The organism is Paenibacillus mesotrionivorans (genome assembly GCF_046098205.1).
Classification (GTDB): Bacteria; Bacillota; Bacilli; order Paenibacillales; family NBRC-103111; genus Paenibacillus_AR; species Paenibacillus_AR mesotrionivorans.
This window is the reverse complement of sequence record NZ_JBJURJ010000015.1, coordinates 44,573-60,459: the sequence shown is the minus strand read 5'-3', so window position 1 is coordinate 60,459 and position 15,887 is coordinate 44,573. Positions and strand designations below refer to the sequence as shown.

The 15,887-nt window shown below is 53.0% G+C and carries 17 protein-coding genes; 6 read left to right on the top strand and 11 right to left on the bottom strand.

Annotation, left to right across the window (positions count from 1 at the left end):
* Positions 1 to 710: 710 nt before the first annotated feature.
* The 8 genes from ACI1P1_RS21345 to ACI1P1_RS21310 form a co-directional block, all read right to left on the bottom strand.
* Positions 711 to 1,871, bottom strand: a complete 1,161-nt coding sequence (locus ACI1P1_RS21345; protein WP_416218469.1) for an FtsW/RodA/SpoVE family cell cycle protein — start codon at positions 1,869 to 1,871, stop codon at positions 711 to 713.
* Positions 1,872 to 1,877: 6 nt separating this feature from the next.
* Positions 1,878 to 2,672 (bottom strand): septum site-determining protein MinD, encoded by a 795-nt coding sequence (minD, locus tag ACI1P1_RS21340; RefSeq protein WP_416218468.1) that lies wholly within the window; start codon positions 2,670 to 2,672, stop codon positions 1,878 to 1,880.
* 37 nt (positions 2,673 to 2,709) lie between these two features.
* Positions 2,710 to 3,348 (bottom strand): septum site-determining protein MinC, encoded by a 639-nt coding sequence (gene minC / locus ACI1P1_RS21335; RefSeq protein WP_416218467.1) that lies wholly within the window; start codon positions 3,346 to 3,348, stop codon positions 2,710 to 2,712.
* Between the two features lie 64 nt (positions 3,349 to 3,412).
* Entirely contained in the window at positions 3,413 to 3,946 is a 534-nt protein-coding gene (gene mreD / locus ACI1P1_RS21330) for a rod shape-determining protein MreD (RefSeq protein WP_416218466.1), read from the bottom strand.
* Positions 3,946 to 4,836 (bottom strand): rod shape-determining protein MreC, encoded by an 891-nt coding sequence (gene mreC, locus ACI1P1_RS21325; RefSeq protein WP_416218465.1) that lies wholly within the window; start codon positions 4,834 to 4,836, stop codon positions 3,946 to 3,948. Before mreC ends, mreD begins: the two co-directional genes overlap by 1 nt.
* A 115-nt stretch (positions 4,837 to 4,951) precedes the next feature.
* A complete protein-coding gene (locus tag ACI1P1_RS21320; RefSeq protein WP_416218464.1) occupies positions 4,952 to 5,992 on the bottom strand; it encodes a rod shape-determining protein in 1,041 nt (346 codons plus the stop codon).
* 691 nt (positions 5,993 to 6,683) lie between these two features.
* Positions 6,684 to 7,373 (bottom strand): RadC family protein, encoded by a 690-nt coding sequence (radC, locus tag ACI1P1_RS21315; RefSeq protein ID WP_416218463.1) that lies wholly within the window; start codon positions 7,371 to 7,373, stop codon positions 6,684 to 6,686.
* Between the two features lie 135 nt (positions 7,374 to 7,508).
* Complete coding sequence (locus ACI1P1_RS21310) at positions 7,509 to 7,835, bottom strand: nitrous oxide-stimulated promoter family protein (RefSeq protein ID WP_416218462.1); 327 nt, start codon at positions 7,833 to 7,835, stop codon at positions 7,509 to 7,511.
* Between the two features lie 133 nt (positions 7,836 to 7,968).
* On the opposite strand from ACI1P1_RS21310, the gene ACI1P1_RS21305 reads away from it, so the two are divergent.
* The 6 genes from ACI1P1_RS21305 to ACI1P1_RS21280 all read left to right on the top strand — a co-directional run bounded on the left by ACI1P1_RS21305 (position 7,969) and on the right by ACI1P1_RS21280 (position 12,703).
* On the top strand, positions 7,969 to 8,430 hold the full coding sequence (locus ACI1P1_RS21305; RefSeq protein ID WP_416218461.1) for an RNA polymerase sigma factor: 462 nt from the start codon (positions 7,969 to 7,971) through the stop codon (positions 8,428 to 8,430).
* A complete protein-coding gene (locus tag ACI1P1_RS21300; protein WP_416218460.1) occupies positions 8,423 to 9,172 on the top strand; it encodes a hypothetical protein in 750 nt (249 codons plus the stop codon). Before ACI1P1_RS21305 ends, ACI1P1_RS21300 begins: the two co-directional genes overlap by 8 nt.
* Positions 9,148 to 10,014, top strand: a complete 867-nt coding sequence (locus ACI1P1_RS21295; protein WP_416218459.1) for an ABC transporter ATP-binding protein — start codon at positions 9,148 to 9,150, stop codon at positions 10,012 to 10,014. Before ACI1P1_RS21300 ends, ACI1P1_RS21295 begins: the two co-directional genes overlap by 25 nt.
* Positions 10,011 to 11,228, top strand: a complete 1,218-nt coding sequence (locus ACI1P1_RS21290) for an ABC transporter permease (protein WP_416218458.1) — start codon at positions 10,011 to 10,013, stop codon at positions 11,226 to 11,228. Before ACI1P1_RS21295 ends, ACI1P1_RS21290 begins: the two co-directional genes overlap by 4 nt.
* Before the next feature lie 145 nt (positions 11,229 to 11,373).
* Positions 11,374 to 11,892, top strand: a complete 519-nt coding sequence (locus tag ACI1P1_RS21285) for an RNA polymerase sigma factor (protein ID WP_416218457.1) — start codon at positions 11,374 to 11,376, stop codon at positions 11,890 to 11,892.
* Positions 11,882 to 12,703, top strand: coding sequence for a zf-HC2 domain-containing protein (locus tag ACI1P1_RS21280; protein ID WP_416218456.1), 822 nt, complete (start codon positions 11,882 to 11,884; stop codon positions 12,701 to 12,703). The genes ACI1P1_RS21285 and ACI1P1_RS21280 overlap by 11 nt, the downstream gene beginning before the upstream one ends.
* Here ACI1P1_RS21280 and ACI1P1_RS21275 read toward each other — a convergent pair.
* The 3 genes from ACI1P1_RS21275 to ACI1P1_RS21265 form a co-directional block, all read right to left on the bottom strand.
* Complete coding sequence (locus ACI1P1_RS21275) at positions 12,700 to 13,887, bottom strand: MFS transporter (protein WP_416218455.1); 1,188 nt, start codon at positions 13,885 to 13,887, stop codon at positions 12,700 to 12,702. The genes ACI1P1_RS21280 and ACI1P1_RS21275 overlap by 4 nt on opposite strands.
* Before the next feature lie 120 nt (positions 13,888 to 14,007).
* Positions 14,008 to 14,595, bottom strand: coding sequence for a TetR/AcrR family transcriptional regulator (locus tag ACI1P1_RS21270; RefSeq protein ID WP_416218454.1), 588 nt, complete (start codon positions 14,593 to 14,595; stop codon positions 14,008 to 14,010).
* 219 nt (positions 14,596 to 14,814) lie between these two features.
* Positions 14,815 to 15,648, bottom strand: a complete 834-nt coding sequence (locus ACI1P1_RS21265; RefSeq protein WP_416218453.1) for an aldo/keto reductase — start codon at positions 15,646 to 15,648, stop codon at positions 14,815 to 14,817.
* Between the last annotated feature and the right edge of the window lie 239 nt (positions 15,649 to 15,887).

Sequence of the window (15,887 nt, the reverse complement as noted above, 5' to 3'; positions counted from 1 at the left end):
CGTGAGATAGCGGTTTTGACCGGATTTGGCTTTGACGGCGGCTGAGGGTGGGTTGTTCTGCTCCATTTCAGTGTAAGCTTGTGCCACTGCCGCGAACCTCCTTTGCTTTGTGTACCGTCATCTTACCTGCCCCAGCAGCCGGCGGACAATAGTTCATTCCTCGGCGGAATGAGCCGATACGTGATTTCACGAATAAGGGTGGGATGAGAGGAATCGGTTGGTTACGGCTATAGATGGGGCGGGTTACAGCGGAGGGGAGCGGATAGATGGGGGCTCCGGGTACATGGAGGATCCGTTCATAGTCTGGAGGATCGGTTGGTTCTGTGGAAAGTAAGCGCATTCCTGCAGGTTTATGTGCAAAGGCGTGCCGTGTATGTGCATTGGGGAGCCGTGTATGTGCATTGGGAAGCCGGAAGGGGACGTTCCTCCTTAACCTGGAAAGGGGGAAATGCAAAAGTGCAGTTCATTACTGCGAATGGCCTGTTATAACCGGCTTATCCTGCAAATGTGCATTTAATCCTAGGCTGAATGGGGCAATTAGGGGTCCGGCAACGAAAATAGCTGCACTTTTGCAGGATGTCATGGCCGTAATCGAAAATATCGTATAAATAGCTGCACTTTTGCATTGTGAACTGTCTTATCCAATGCCCCGCGGCAGCAAAAAGAAGCTGTACGGCATTATACCGCACAGCTTCTCTATTACACGCGGACTATTCCTCTGCGCCGAACATGGACTCCTTCTCCTGATGGAGCTTGACGCTCATCACCAGGCCCAGGGACAGCATGTTGATCAAAAGAGACGTTCCCCCATAGCTGATGAAGGGCAGCGTAATCCCCGTCAGCGGCATCAGCCCCAGGAACATCCCGATGTTCTGGAAGATCTGGAACACATACATGGACACAATGCCCACAATCATATACGAACCCGCCAGATTGGTGGACTGAATGGAGATGAGGATCATCCTGTAAATCAGGATGAAATACAACAGCAGGAGCGCCGAGGACCCGATAAATCCGAATTCCTCGGCCACCACAACGAAGATGCCGTCCGTATACGCTACCGGCACAAAGTTGTTGTGCACCGAATTGCCTTGCAGATAACCGTCGCCCCTCAGGCCGCCGGAGCCGATGGCAATCTTGGAGCGCAAGTACTGGTATCCGCCTACGGCTGGGTCCACATTGTCCGGATCAATAAAAGTATCGATCCGGGCTACCCAGTGATTGTATTTGGTGCCGGCCATTTTGACGATATCCTCATGATAGGTCTTGAAGGTATAAACAAAACCGCCCACCAACATAACCACCAAAGCGGTGCCGATGAGCACATGGGTATACTTGACGTTGCTGATCCAATACATCCCCAGCAGAATGACCAGGAAGATCATGGCATTGCCCAAGTCGGGCTGAACCAGCACCAGCATAAACGGCAAAAATGCAATAAGCCCGATGGGAAGCACGTCCCGCATGAACTCCAGGCGCTCCCCCTTCTTGCGGGCGGCATAGGCGGCGATGGCGATAATCAGTAGCACCTTCATCAGCTCCGCAGGCTGGAAGTCACCAATGACCGGAAGGCTGAACCAGCCTACCGCACCTTCCCGTTCGGTCCCCCATACAAAAAGCGCAGCCAAAAGCAGCACGCCTGTTATATATCCGTAAGGCGCCGCTTTGATCAGAAGCCGGAAATCCACCAACGATACGGTAAAAAACACCATAAAGCCGATAGCGGCATTCACCGGTATCTTCTTCCAGAAATTCGGGCCGTATTTGACAATATCCACAGTGGCGCTGTAAACGAGAAAGCAGCTGATTACCACAAACAAAATCAACAGAAATACAATAAACCAGTCATAACGCTTCAGTTTGGCCAGCATGCTCGATCAACCTGCTCCGAAGAATTTCTTCATTTTGCCCAAAAGGCTCACTTTATCATCCAGCTGCAGAAGCGGAACGGTATCCCCCAGGATACGCCGGGCAATGTTCCGGTACGCAATGGCCGCTTTGGAGGCGGGATTCATAACTGTCGGTTCGCCCATATTGGCGGCTTTAATGACATGCTCGTCGTCGGGGACAATCCCCAGCAGATCGATGGCCAGCACCTGGCACACCTCATCAATATCCAGCATGTCGCCCTTCTTCATCAGATTGGGCCGTATCCGGTTAATCACCAGCTTGGGCGAACGGATGCCGTCATGCTCCAACAGCCCGATAATCCGGTCCGCGTCCCGCACCGCCGCATTCTCGGGGGTGGTGACGACAATGGCCTTGTCCGCTCCGGCTACGGCGTTTTTGTATCCTTGCTCGATGCCCGCAGGGCAATCGATAATCACATATTCGAATTCCTGCTTCAGCTCCAGGACAATCTTGCGGACTGCTTCAGGCGTCACGGCATTCTTATCCTTGGTTTGGGCAGCGGGAAGCAGATACAGCTCAGCGAACCGCTTGTCCTTGATCAGCGCCTGGTTCAGCCTGCAGCGGCCGTCGGCCACATCTACCAGATCATAGATGATGCGGTTTTCCAGACCCATTACCACATCCAGATTGCGAAGTCCGATATCCGTATCCACCATGCAGACTTTTTTGCCCTGCAGGGCAAGCGCGGTGCCGATGTTGGCGGAGGTGGTGGTCTTGCCGACGCCTCCCTTACCGGACGTAATCACAATTGCGTCCCCCATGTGAACACGCTCCTTTGGTCACATACCCCCTTAGCCTTTATGGGCGGATCCGGGACATATGCTGTACTTTATCGATTTCCATAACGCCGTTATTGATATAAGCAAACTCCATATACGTATCGCCGATGGCCCACTCGTCCGGCGGGCGGCTGATGATCTGCGCAATGCGCAGCTGCGTCGGCTTCATATGGGAAGCGGTAATAATTGCCTTCTCATTGCCTTCCATACCTGCATGGGCCATCCCCCGAAGGGATCCCATGACATAAATATCCCCTGTAGCGCTCACCGTTCCGCCGGGGTTCACATCACCGATTAAGAGCAGGTTGCCTTCCATGTGCAGCACCTGTCCGGAGCGGACGATGCTTTTCACCAGATGAATGGGCTCTTCTGCCTTCTCCTGGGGTATATCGTTCTCCGACTCGATGGACTGGATCAAGAGATTGCCCCGGGTGCCGATTATCTCCCGGATCTGCTCCTTCTCCTCATCGGAAACGGTTCGTTTGCCCAGCTTGACAAAAACGTGAATGATCGGGCCGGTGAGGATATTCTGATGTGTTTTTTCCAGCTTTGTAGTCAAATCCCCGATTACCGATTCAAACGGACAACTGTCATCGAGGAGAAACAGCAAGCCGTCCTTGACGCCTTTGATCCTGACCGGATGTTTGACTGCCGCCATGCTTTTCCCTCCTGAACATACTCTTTCTGTCCGAACGCCCCGATTTCCTGCCGCGGGATGAAAATTAATCCTCCTTGGGCTTCTGGGAAACCATATCCTCCAGCCATTTGCGCAGGGGAACATAAATAAGCAGCGCAAACAGAAGATTAATCAGGACGCTGGGCAGCATGATGTGGAAGAACATCCACTGCGGCGTATCCTTCGTCACTTGGAACAACCGGTACAGACTGTAGAGAATGCCTTCAAATAAAAAGTTACCCATGGTGATGATGAACATGCTGAACAGAATATTGGGCCGTGACCGGGAGGAGGCCATACCGCACACATAACCGATCACACCCATAGAAAAGGAATAGGCGCCGATCATCGTCGGGCCATAATAGACAATATCATGGAGCAGTCCGAAGCCAAGCCCATAGAACAGGGCCAGATGCCGGTTGTAATATAATCCAATAAACATAATGACGACCAGCGTAAAATGGGTAGCTACGGCCACATTCCCCTGCCATACGGAGGGGATGATCCACTTGAGCACCGTTCCTTCCAATAAAAACAAAACCGTCACCAGCACAAACAGGAGTCCCCGGTTCATCGCCATCACTCTACCTCAGGCACTTTCACAACCAGAACCTCGCGCAAATGGCGGAAGTCCGTCGCCTTGGGCTTGACGGTGGCCAGATAGTTAATGCCGAAATCACCGACACGCTTTTCGGAGACAACCCCGATAACCAGTCCCTTGGGAAAAATCTGGCCCAGCCCCGAGGTAACCACAACATCACCGGGCTCCAGTTTCATCTCGCTCCTCTGGTCGATCCGGGTCATGACCAAACCCTGCTCCTCATTGCTGTAATAGTCAATGGTGCCGAACACCAAGTCTTCCTTCCCAAGCACTGTTGCGGAAATCCCCTTCTCCAGCTGGCGCTCCGCAGAACCGCCGGATTCCGCATTCATATCCACCAACAGCTGGACGCTGGAGGTGAAGTTGGAGACACGGGATACCCGGCCGATCAGTCCCTCCACGGACATAACCGCCATATTCTCCTTGATGCCATCCAATGAACCCAGGTTGATATTCACCGTATTGCTGTACGGATCGGGGCTGACGGAAACCACTTCCGCCACCATGTATTGGTAGTTATCGGCATTCTTCTGGCGTTCGGTAAATCCGAGAATCTCCTGGAGATGCTTGTTCTGCGCCTCCAGCATATTCAGCCGCATAGTATCCTGGGCATAGTGGGTCAAGGTTTTTTTGAGCTGCTTGTTTTCCTTGTAGGTGTTCTTCAGGTCCTCCACATCCCGAAAGAAACCCGCTGCATACCGAGCGGGCTTGTAGAGCCAACCTTGTGTCCAGGCTACCGTATCCTTAATCACCCGTTCCGGCCAGGTCATTTCCGAGCGTCTGCTTAAGGTGAGCCCCATCAGCGCGATAAAGACCATCAAAGCCAGGAGCAGCGTGAGCAGCTTTTTGTTCCCCAGCAATCGAAACACTTGTTACACCCTCATTCTGAAAATTCCCCGCAAAGTGAAGCTTGGGCTATGAAGCTGATACGGATTACTTTGCGGGGCCCCGTAAGATCAAATTCCCGATTTTCCTATCTACAAATTAACGTCTTCCCCGGTAAGCAGGACCCGATCTGGACTTGAACAGATGGATGTTCTCCAAAGCCCGTCCGGTTCCGATGGCCACACAATCCAGCGGATTCTCCGCCACCAGCACCGGCATGCCGGTTTCCCGGGCCAGAAGCTTATCCAGGTTGCGCAGCAGACCGCCGCCTCCGGTGAGCACAATGCCCCGGTCCATAATATCCGCAGCCAGCTCGGGCGGACATTTCTCCAGGGTTACTTTCACGGCTTCCACGATGCTGTTCACCGTATCCGCCAGAGCGTCGGCTACCTCCAGAGAGGTAACCGCAATGGTCTTCGGCAGACCGCTGACCAGATCCCGGCCGCGGATTTCCATGGATTCCGCAAGATCCCCCGGCATCGCCGAGCCGATCTCCAGCTTCATCTGCTCGGAGGTACGTTCACCGATGGCCAGATTGTAGGTGCGTTTAATGTACTGGATGATGGCGTCATCCATCTCGTCCCCGGCAATCCGGATGGACCGGGAGGTAACGATGCCGCCCAGGGAAATAACGGCTACCTCAGTGGTGCCGCCGCCGATATCCACCACCATGCTGCCGGTGGGCTCCCATACGGGAAGATCCGCTCCGATGGCTGCCGCGAAGGGCTCCTCAATGGTATACGCCTCGCGGGCGCCGGCCTGTTTGGTGGCATCCTCTACGGCGCGTTTTTCCACGGCGGTAATGCCGGAGGGCACACACACCATCACGTTGGGATGGCGCTGAAACAGCACACGCTGCTTCTGGGCCTGGCGGATAAAATACTTGATCATCGTAGCCGTTGTTTCAAAATCGGCAATAACCCCGTCCTTCATGGGGCGAACCGCCCGGATATTGCCAGGGGTACGGCCGATCATCATCTTGGCGGAGTTGCCAACCGCCACAATCGTTTTATTGGAGGTATCGGTGCGCTGGGCCACCACGGAGGGCTCCCGGACGACAATTCCTTTTCCTTTTACATACACGAGGGTGTTCGCTGTTCCCAAATCAATCCCTAAATCCTTCGTAAAGCCGCCAAACATGGCACGCTCTCCCTTCACTGGCCAATTATCGGTTTCATCCAAGCCGTATTCTGCAGATCAAGCTTCTGCGTTCCCGAGACGGGCTGCGCTTATCCCTGCCCCTCTGGGGTGATTCCTTTTAGACGGGCAATATGCTGCTTTGGTTTAAGCGGTCCGGTCTCTTCATGAAACCTTTCGTATCCGCCCGTCCATTAGGGTCCGTGCGGAGGTGAAAAAACTTCAACCGCCCAACGTCGGCGGCTTCTATATCTGCTCTCCGTAGCGCCGGCTTCCACACTTCCAGCTGCCTCCGGTTCAGGAAAATTTGATGTTCAAATTTTATTATATAAAAAAGTCAACGACCGATGCAATTCAGCGATGAACGTTCCTCTTATAAGCGATGAGGGTACGTCCTTAGAGGTAGACCTTTATGCCGAATCAGGCTGGTATGTTACCTTTACGCCCCGGTCGCCCCTGTAACGGAACTCAGCGACTCTTACAGGCTTAAAACCAGCCTTTTCCGCCGCTAACGGAACTCAGGAGCTCTTACAGGGCTTTTGGCTACCTTTGGACAAATAAATCCGGCGCTAACGGTCGCTCAGTTCCGTTAAAACTTCAAACCATCCAAATTCAGCGTCTAAGCGTCATTTAGTTCCGTTACGCCCCACCGCGGCTTCAACCGCCGAGCAACCATCATACGGCTAAGATGCGCTCACATCAAACCCCGTTCCTTCATACTAAGAAAGGTGCCGTCGCCGATCACCAAATGATCCAGCACATCGATGCCGATAATCTCCCCGGCCTCCATCAGCCGCTGAGTCAGCTCAATATCCTCATGGCTTGGGGTAGGATCGCCGCTGGGATGATTATGCGCACATAGAATAGAAGCGCTGCTCCGCTGGATGGCCGACCGGAATACCTCCCGGGGATGCACCACCGTCGCATTGAGGCTGCCCATGGAAATGGTCTCGCGCCCGATCACATGATTCTTCGTATTCAGAAACAGACACACAAAATGCTCCTTGTCCAAATACCGTAAATCCTCCATCAGAAGCTCCGCGGCATCACCCGGGTTGCGGATGGTATACCGTTCCTCCGGCGCCGAGCGGGACAATCTTCTGCCCAGCTCCACACCCGCTTGTATCTGCATGGCTTTGGCGGGACCGACACCCTTAATGGCCGTCAGCTGCTCGATGCGCATTTCATTTAAGCCCTTCAGGCTTCCCGCCTCCCGGAGCACCCGTTCGGCCAGCCGGACCACCGACTCCGCCACCGTACCCGTACGCAGCAGAATCGCCAGCAGCTCCGCACTGCTTAATGCCTGCACCCCAAAATGAAGCATCCGCTCCCGGGGCCGTTCACCCGCAGGTGTATCCCGCAGAATCATATCTAAAGAACCCATTGTCCCACTCCTCTAATGATAATAGGGACACGGGTTCTTCCCGATGCCGCATGACAAGCACATGCAGAATTCATTATAGCACGTTTTGGCAGCAAAAACCGCGTCTTCCAAAAAAGAAGGGAGCCTTTTCCATCCCTACTTTCTGGCGATCCGCTGCTTGACGGTGGAAACCAGATGCTCCGCTGCCGCGAGCGGATGATACAGCATAATCCGGGGTCCGGAATAACGCATAACCGTCCTGATCTGTGCCCTCATATCCTTGTTATAGCAATGGATGGGACAATGTTTGCAGAACGGCTTTTCCTCGCCGAACCGGCAATGATCCAGCCGCTTCCCCGCATATTCCAAAAGCGCCGCACATTCGGGGCAAAGCTGCTCCTTGCCGTGCCCGCTTCCCCGGCAGTAGATGGCAATCATTTTATGTACAATCTCTTTTTCTTTGACAATTTGGGTTTTGGGCATGTGAAATAAACCTTTCCTACACTATGATAGATTACAGCCAATGAACTACAGCCATTTTATCATCAAATTCTTTTTATTTCACCGCACATCCAGCCGTCCCCAACCGTTAAGCATAATGAAAGGAGGGTATCCGGTGCCGGCCGACATCAAGGAACAGTACGACAAAATTTATCGCTATTGCTATTACAAGGTCGGCAACGCCGCTTTGGCGGAGGATCTGACCCAGGACACCTTTCTTAAATATTTCGCCCACAATACTTATCTGGAACGCGGCAAGCAAATGGCCTATCTGTATACCATCGCGCGCAATATCTGCGTGGATGCCTTCCGGCGCAAGAAGCCGGAGCCATTGACGGAAGAGCTGCCGGATACCCGGGCCATGGAGCAGCTGGAGCTGAAAATTACGGTGCGCCAAGCCTTGGATACACTGCCGGAGCAGGAGCGGGAGCTGATGTTTTTACGGTATGCAAACGGTCTGTCCGTCGGAGAAGCAGCGGCTGTCCTGGGGTTGTCCCGGTTTGCCGTATACCGCAGAACCAGTGCCGCCCTGGCCGCTCTGAAAACCTTGCTCCACGAGGAGGATTTTTATGAATAAGCAATGGAAAAAGGCGCTGCGGGATGCTTTCGAGGCTCCGGCCCCGAGAGACAAGGAGCGGTTCCTGCAGACTCTCCGTTATCCGAAGATCACCTTCCGGGAATTTTTCTTCAGCCAACTGGGCTATATACGCAAGCGGGTGTGGGCGTTTGCCTTTATGAACGTCCTGTTGGGCTGGTTTGTTTCCTTCTCCACTCCTGCCGCCAGCCATTGGTGGTCGGAGGCGGATGCCCTCTGGATCATCTCCGCCATTCTTCCGCTGATGGCACTCTTAACCACCACGGAGCTGTTCCGCTCGGCCTTTCACCGGATGGCGGAATTGGAGATGGGCTGCCGCTTCAGCCTGCCGCAGATTATCCTGGCCCGGGCGGCGATTCTGGGTGCTGCCAACTTTGCGTTATTCGCACTTCTCCTCGCCCTTGTGAGTCACGTGACCCCCATTGGCTTGATGCGGACGGCTCTGTATCTGCTGGTGCCCTACCTCATGACCTGCGGGGTTTGCTTCTGGATCTTAAACCGGTGGCATGGCCGTGAAAGCCTTCCGGCCTGTGCGGCAGCCGCCTGCATCATCAGCCTGGCGGACGCCGTCTTCAGCAATACGATGCAGCCTTTTTATGCGGAGACCAGCTTTATCTACTGGGTTGGGCTGTTTGCCGCCAGTATCCTTGTGGTCATCCGCCAGCTTACGCAAGTGCTTAAACAAACGGAGGAGAGAACATGGAGCTCATTCTTGACCGAATAACCAGACACTACGGCAGCAAAATCGCCAACGACCGTATTTCCCTTGTGCTCCGGCCCGGCGTATACGGCCTATTGGGGGCCAACGGTGCAGGCAAAACCACCTTGATGCGCATGATGTGCGGCGTCCTGTCCCCCACCTCGGGCACCATCACCTATGGCGGAACCGATGTCAGCCATGAGGATTACCGCGATGCGTTGGGGTATCTGCCCCAGGATTTCGGGTATTATCCGGAATTCTCCGCCTTGGATTTCCTGCTCTACATCGCAACCCTGAAGGGCCTGCCAAAAACACGCGCCAAGGAAAAAGCGCGGGAGCTGCTGGAGCTGGTTGCCCTGGAGCAGGAGGCCAAAAAGAAAATCAGAACCTTTTCCGGCGGGATGAAGCAGCGGTTGGGCATTGCCCAGGCATTGTTAAACGATCCGCGCATTCTGGTGCTCGACGAACCCACGGCCGGTCTTGACCCCAAGGAGCGGGTGCGCTTCCGCAATCTGATTTCCCGGCTGGGCAAGGACCGGATTGTGCTGCTGTCCACCCATATTGTTTCCGATGTGGAGCATATTGCGGATACCATCCTTCTTATGAAAAGCGGCCAGATCATCCATCAAGGCGGATTGGCCGAAATCGTAGAGCCCATACAGGGCAAGGTGTGGGAATGCATCGTCACCCGGGAGGAGGCGGATGCGCTGTGCGCCAAATTTCCGGTTATTAATCTGCGCCAGGAAACTGGCGGCATTCTCCTGCGGCTGGTCGGTGAAGGTAAACCTTGGGCTTCAGCCGTGCCCGTCCAAGCGGGGCTGGAGGATCTTTACCTTTATTATTTCAGTGAGGTGACGGCAAAATGATTCTCTTTTGGCAGTTAGCCGGTTTTGAATACAGGAAAATGCTCCGCAAAAAAAGCATCCTTCTCGGCCTCATACTGGCCTTCCTCTTATCCCTTATTAACGGCTGGGGCATCCTGATCGGGAATCATTATATGAACGGGGAAGTGTTTGAGTCCAATTATGACGCCATGATCAAGGACCGTACCTACGCCCGCTCATTAGCGGGACGCCCTGTCGACACGGAGCTGATCCTCGCCGCCTCCCAAGCCTATGCGCAAATTCCCGGGAGCGCCCAGTATCAAAATACCGAGGCGTACCAAACCTTTGCACGCCCCTACAGCGAAATCTACTCGCTTACCCGCACCATTTACAATACCGAATCCCGGCGCTTCAATATGGAGGATTTCCAGAAGCTGACCGAGGCGCAGGCCGGGAATTTCTACACCATCCGCGGAGAAAGACTGGCTCAGGTGATCGAGCAATCCCGGATGAGTGAACATGCCAAAAAAGAGGTGCTGGCCCTGGACAACCAGGTGCAAGCCCCCTTCATCTATTCCTATACCGATGGCTATACCCGGTTTTTTACCATGATGTACATCACCGGTCTGATTGCGGCCTTCTTCACAGCCATATGCACGGCGCCGTTGTTCTCTGGCGAATATGCCTGCCGAGCCGACCAACTGATCCTGACCTCCAAACACGGAAAAGGCCGGCTCATTGGGGCCAAGCTGTTTACAGGCTTCTCTGCGGCAGCCGGGTTGGCTATAACCTTCACCCTGGTCTCCTATCTGCAATGTATGCTTACCTTCGGCTTTGACGGAGGAAACGCTCCTTTGCAGCTATATATGCCTATGTGCTCCTACCCGCTCACCCTGGGACAAACAGCCCTGCTGCTGTCTGCCAGCGTGCTCTGCGCCTGCCTGTTCACCGCTGCCGTTACCATGCTGCTCTCAGCCCGGTTCAGGAGTCCATTCGCTGTGATTGTCCTCACCGGCTTGCTGCTGTTGGTGCCGATGTTCACCAATGTCTCCGAAGCCAACCTTCTGCTGTATAATCTGGTCCATCTTCTGCCCACAAACATGCTGGTCTTCAAGAATGTCACCTCCCTGATCCAATACGAGTTTCTCGGCCTGGTCCTGCGCCCTTATATTTTCCTGCCCCTGTTCGGAGCAGCCGCCAGTGTCCTGCTGACACCCCTGGCGTACCGTTCCTTCCGGAACCATCAGATTACGTAAGAGTTTCGTGACAGACTTCCAAGCCCGCTGCGAAAGCTGCAGCAGGCTTTTTTGCGGTACCATGTATAATAAAAATCATCCGAATTTGTAACCTTTTCGAATCTGCGGCAACTACTAGTTATGAGTGAGAAGCCCGAGAGGATGAATGGCATTGCAAAGCTTCCATCAGCTGTATACGGATTACCGCAAGGATGTGTTTTCCTTCCTGCTCCGGCTGTCCGGGTATGAGCAGGAACTAGCGGAGGAACTGACCCAGGAGACCTTTTACCAGGCTATCCGGTCCTTCTCCAAATTCAGAGGCGAATGCCAGGTGAAAACATGGCTGCTTCAGATCGCCAAGAATGTATTTTATCAAGAGATCCGGAAGAAACAGCGCGGCAGAAGCCTGTTGCGCTCTATCCTTTTTAATCTGGAGAGAAGTGAGCCTGTTTCCTTGCATCAGCAAGTGGAGAACAAAGAGAAGCTCGCGGCAGTTCTTAAGGTTCTGGATACCTTTGATTCGAGGACAAGGGATGTGATGCTGTACCGGTTTTATTCCGATTTAAGCTACGTGCAGATTTCTGCGATGTTGAAAATAAGCGAAAGCTCAGCCAAGGTCATTTTTTTCCGGGGCAAGCTTGCCCTTCAATCGAAATTACGGGAGGGTTACGGATATGAAATATGATTGTGAACTGATCAGGGATTTGCTGCCCCTGGTGCAGGATGATATGGCCAGTCCGGCCAGCCAAGCCGCAGCTGCCGAGCATATGGAGAGCTGCGAAGCATGCCGGGTATGGTATGAAGGAATGAAGAGGGAGCCGGAGGCCAACAGGGAGAATGAAGGTACGGAAGCCACAGATCATTACAAGTCCCTTGCCAGAAGACTCCGGCTTCGTAAAACGCTCACCTTGACAGGGTTAGCTTGCATAGTGAGTCTGGTTCTTATCACTTCCTTTGCATACACACAGGGATTGCGCTTCAGCGCCGAACAAGCTGCCGGAACCAGCCGTTACGTAGATGAACAATCCACTCTGCTCGGCGAGGTGGAGGTGGGAGCGTATAAGGTATTTTTCTATGAAAATGAAGACAAGTACCGCACCGTCCTGACGAAGGAAAGCTTCGGCCTGTGGAAGAACAGCAGCTCCTCCTGGGCCAACAAAACAGAGGACCAAGTGAAGCTGGTGGGCTGGAGCAGTATGACGGACAGAACAGGCGGCCAAGGCGTAACGGCCATTCCCGTGCAAAGCCTTGACCCGCAGGTAGCCTATATTGAAATGGGACCGGACAAGGAGCGGCAAAGACTTGAGTTAGCCGTTGGTGAAACCGCCATATTTGCCTGGGACAGCTCAATCCGATGGAATGATTTGAACGGCATCGCCTATTCCGGTGACGGCAAACCCCTGTATAAGCTGGGCTATGAGGCGGCGAATCATTCTATTCGCACTGATGAATTAAGGTGGCTTGCCGTCACCCCGGCTAATCATGCCTCCCATTAAGAGGAGAAACGTAATCGCAGTGCCACCAAGGCTGCCAGCATCAGAATAAGACCGGATAACATATAGACGAAGATAAGCGAGCTTTGGGCTACCAGCATACCGGAAAGAGCCGTGCCGATCAGGGTGCAGCCGGTAAATACAGGAGTTATGAGACCATTAATCCGTCCGATATATTCAGCTTGCACCAAAGTCAGCATATAGGTGCCGATTACAGTTTGAGTCAAAGCCAGAAACAAGCCGGTGACCAGCCGCATTCCGCCTGTCAGCACAGGCCAGACCGACCATACTTCAATCATCGTGCCCGCTCCCAACAAAAGCAAACCGGCAAAAACCACTCCTCTGCCCTTCAAACGGCCGGACAGACCGGCCGCGATGATGGCTCCAATTAAGAGGCCCAAACCGGACAAGGCGGTAAACCATTGCAGGTCCGCTTCCGCCAATCCCAGCCGTTGGGTAACCAGAAAAATGTCCAGCGGAGCGGTCAAGCCGGCTCCCAAAGCAAGGACGCCAAACATCACCAGCAGAACCTTCAGGTTCGCCTGTTTCCGCATATAACCGAGCCCGTCGCCAAAATCCCTAATCAACGCCTGCACGGACAATCTCTCCATGGTGCGCGGTGAATCCGGCAGGAACAGCAACAAACAAGCGGATAGGGCAAAAATCACCAGCAGGCTGCCCAGCGAAACCATCACTCCGAAGGTGTAATAAACAAAGGTGCCGAGAATGGGACCAAGAATGATAAACAGCGAACTAACCATCTGAATCATCGCTATGGCAGCCGTCAATTCCTTTTCCGGGACATGGGTTTTCAGCAGCTTGGATGAGGAAGGCTGGGAGAACTGGGACACAATCGCGGAAATCATCGTCACAATAAAAACAGCCTGCCAATAACCCCATGCCACCACGAATAAAATCGGCACAATGGAGAGAAAGCTTAGAATATCGCCCCAGATCATGGTGCGTTTGGGGCGCCACCGGTCTGCCAGTACACCTCCCACCAAGGAAAACAAAAAAATCGGTGCGTATTCCGCAACCGTCAGCAAGGACACCGCCACCGGATCACCTTGTGTCTGCTGCACCACATAATACAATAAAGCCATATTGCGTACCCAGATGCCCACCTGCTGCAGCACATCCGAAGCCATCACCAGCAGGAATACCCGGTTTTGCAACAAACCCTTCATCTTAGTTCCTCCTTTGAATAAACTGACCGTTCGGTTTACTAATGGCCAAATGTAAGGGGCCTGCCCGATATAAGAATTCGCCTGCTCGGACAGGCTCCGTTCGGTCATGGTTGGCCCAGTTCATCGGCTCTTAATTCCGTTCAATAACACATTCACCGCTTCTTGCGTATGCTTCTCCCTCACTTCTTTGGGGAACAGCTTTGGGTAGACCAACATTCCGCTTAACAAGGTGGTGAATAACACAGCCAACCGGCTGGGGTCCACCTCGGCAAAAAACTGCTGCTCCACCCCTTCCCGGAAGATCTCCGTAAATACGTCAATCTGCACCATTGAAATCTCCACCAGCCTGTCATACACACCCTGGTAACCCTCCTGAATATTCATGGAGAACTCTTCGGCAACCTTCGTCAGAGGGCTCTGGAAGCTGTTCACATAATGCAGGCTTGCTCCCATCAGTCTGCTCCCGACATCCGGGAAGTGGGGGCGGATTCCTGCCCACTCCTCCACCCATTCCCGGTTTATTTTTTCAACCATACTCACGAACAAATCATCTTTGCTGGAAAAATGGTAATAAATACTGCCCTTGCTGACCCCGGTGTGTTTGACGATATCATCCATCGAAGTAGCGGCGTAGCCCTTCTGCACAAAAAGCTCCAACGCCTTGTCTAGAATCATACTCCGCTTTTCCGAGCCTTTTGGCGTGCTCATGTTGTCCCTCCCAGATAAAACCGACCGTTTGGTTTAATTATAGGGGTTCTTTTGTGCAGAAACAAGTGGGTTTAATAATAAACCGAACATATGGCACAAGTAAAAAATAAGGGGAGAAGAACAATGAACAGACATGGTGCAGTACGGACAATTACCCCAACCCAAACGAGACAATCATTTCTGGTCTGGTTTGGGTTTTTCACTATTTCTGACGGGCGTCTACCGGATATATCTCGTCATCCACAGCATAAACTTGTTGCTTGGGTCATTGAATCCCTTCTGATTACGCTCCAGTACGGCTACGCGGCCCATCTCCTCCGCGGATAAGTGGAAGTCAAACACCTCCAGGTTCTGCTTCAGTCTTGACGGGTTGATGGATTTGGGAATCACGGCGATATCGCGCTGAAGGCTCCACCTGAGCATGATTTGAGCGGTTGTTTTACCATGTCCTTGCGCAATCTCTGTTAGTACCGGGTCGCTGAATAACTGCTTGTTTCCTTGTCCGAACGGCCCCCAGGCAACATGCTGGATACCGTGTTTGGCCAAAAAACCGTGTATATCCTCTTGCTGATAATAGGGATTGGTTTGGATCTGATTCACAGCCGGGACAATGGACCCCTGTGTAAGCACGTCCTCCAAGTGCTTTCGCTCAAAATTAGCGACGCCGATGGCCCGAATCTTCCCTTCCTTGTAGAGCCTCTCCAAGGTAAACCAGCTTTCCATATAATGAACGGCCGGCCAATGGATCAAATAAAGATCGACATAATCCGTTTGCAGCCTGCGGAGACTGCTTTCAAAGGCCTGCTTGGTCCGTTTCCCCAGGTCGGAGCTCCACACCTTCGTGGTCAGGAAAACGTCGGTTCTTTTGATCCCCGACTTCTGAATGGCACGGGCAATCAATTCTTCATTGTGATAAAACGATGCCGTATCAATATGGCGGTACCCATTCTGTAGAGCCCAGATCAAGGCGGATTCGTGCTGGGGCTTGAATTTGTAGACACCCAGCCCCACCTTGGGCAGGGCAACCCCATTGTTCAATACAAAATCGTTCATACTTGAATGCCTCCTTGTTTCAAGCCCGTTTCACGTTTCACCTATTATACCAAATCCTTACATTCTCTACTATTGAAAAAAGAGCAGATTATCTCTTAGGAAAAACAGGTTGCCAGGAGCACCTGCTGGACAAATTCGAGGAGCATCACATCAACGAGATTTTTGACCCGAAGCGGATCAATACCTGCGGGGATGTTTAGGCTGCGGCAATGACGGCCCATGATGAACCAAGGCTCGTA

What these genes read in the sequence shown, in the direction of transcription:
- ACI1P1_RS21265 (WP_416218453.1), bottom strand. Translation starts at nt 15,648, where the DNA reads ATGAACGATTTTGTATTGAACAATGGGGTTGCCCTGCCCAAGGTGGGG.
- ACI1P1_RS21310 (WP_416218462.1), bottom strand. Translation starts at nt 7,835, where the DNA reads ATGCCCAAAACCCAAATTGTCAAAGAAAAAGAGATTGTACATAAAATG.
- ACI1P1_RS21280 (WP_416218456.1), top strand. Translation starts at nt 11,882, where the DNA reads ATGAAATATGATTGTGAACTGATCAGGGATTTGCTGCCCCTGGTGCAG.
- ACI1P1_RS21300 (WP_416218460.1), top strand. Translation starts at nt 8,423, where the DNA reads ATGAATAAGCAATGGAAAAAGGCGCTGCGGGATGCTTTCGAGGCTCCG.
- ACI1P1_RS21290 (WP_416218458.1), top strand. Translation starts at nt 10,011, where the DNA reads ATGATTCTCTTTTGGCAGTTAGCCGGTTTTGAATACAGGAAAATGCTC.
- ACI1P1_RS21295 (WP_416218459.1), top strand. Translation starts at nt 9,148, where the DNA reads ATGGAGCTCATTCTTGACCGAATAACCAGACACTACGGCAGCAAAATC.
- ACI1P1_RS21345 (WP_416218469.1), bottom strand. Translation starts at nt 1,871, where the DNA reads ATGCTGGCCAAACTGAAGCGTTATGACTGGTTTATTGTATTTCTGTTG.
- minC (WP_416218467.1), bottom strand. Translation starts at nt 3,348, where the DNA reads ATGGCGGCAGTCAAACATCCGGTCAGGATCAAAGGCGTCAAGGACGGC.
- mreD (WP_416218466.1), bottom strand. Translation starts at nt 3,946, where the DNA reads ATGGCGATGAACCGGGGACTCCTGTTTGTGCTGGTGACGGTTTTGTTT.
- minD (WP_416218468.1), bottom strand. Translation starts at nt 2,672, where the DNA reads ATGGGGGACGCAATTGTGATTACGTCCGGTAAGGGAGGCGTCGGCAAG.
- ACI1P1_RS21270 (WP_416218454.1), bottom strand. Translation starts at nt 14,595, where the DNA reads ATGAGCACGCCAAAAGGCTCGGAAAAGCGGAGTATGATTCTAGACAAG.
- radC (WP_416218463.1), bottom strand. Translation starts at nt 7,373, where the DNA reads ATGGGTTCTTTAGATATGATTCTGCGGGATACACCTGCGGGTGAACGG.
- ACI1P1_RS21320 (WP_416218464.1), bottom strand. Translation starts at nt 5,992, where the DNA reads ATGTTTGGCGGCTTTACGAAGGATTTAGGGATTGATTTGGGAACAGCG.
- ACI1P1_RS21285 (WP_416218457.1), top strand. Translation starts at nt 11,374, where the DNA reads ATGGCATTGCAAAGCTTCCATCAGCTGTATACGGATTACCGCAAGGAT.
- ACI1P1_RS21275 (WP_416218455.1), bottom strand. Translation starts at nt 13,887, where the DNA reads ATGAAGGGTTTGTTGCAAAACCGGGTATTCCTGCTGGTGATGGCTTCG.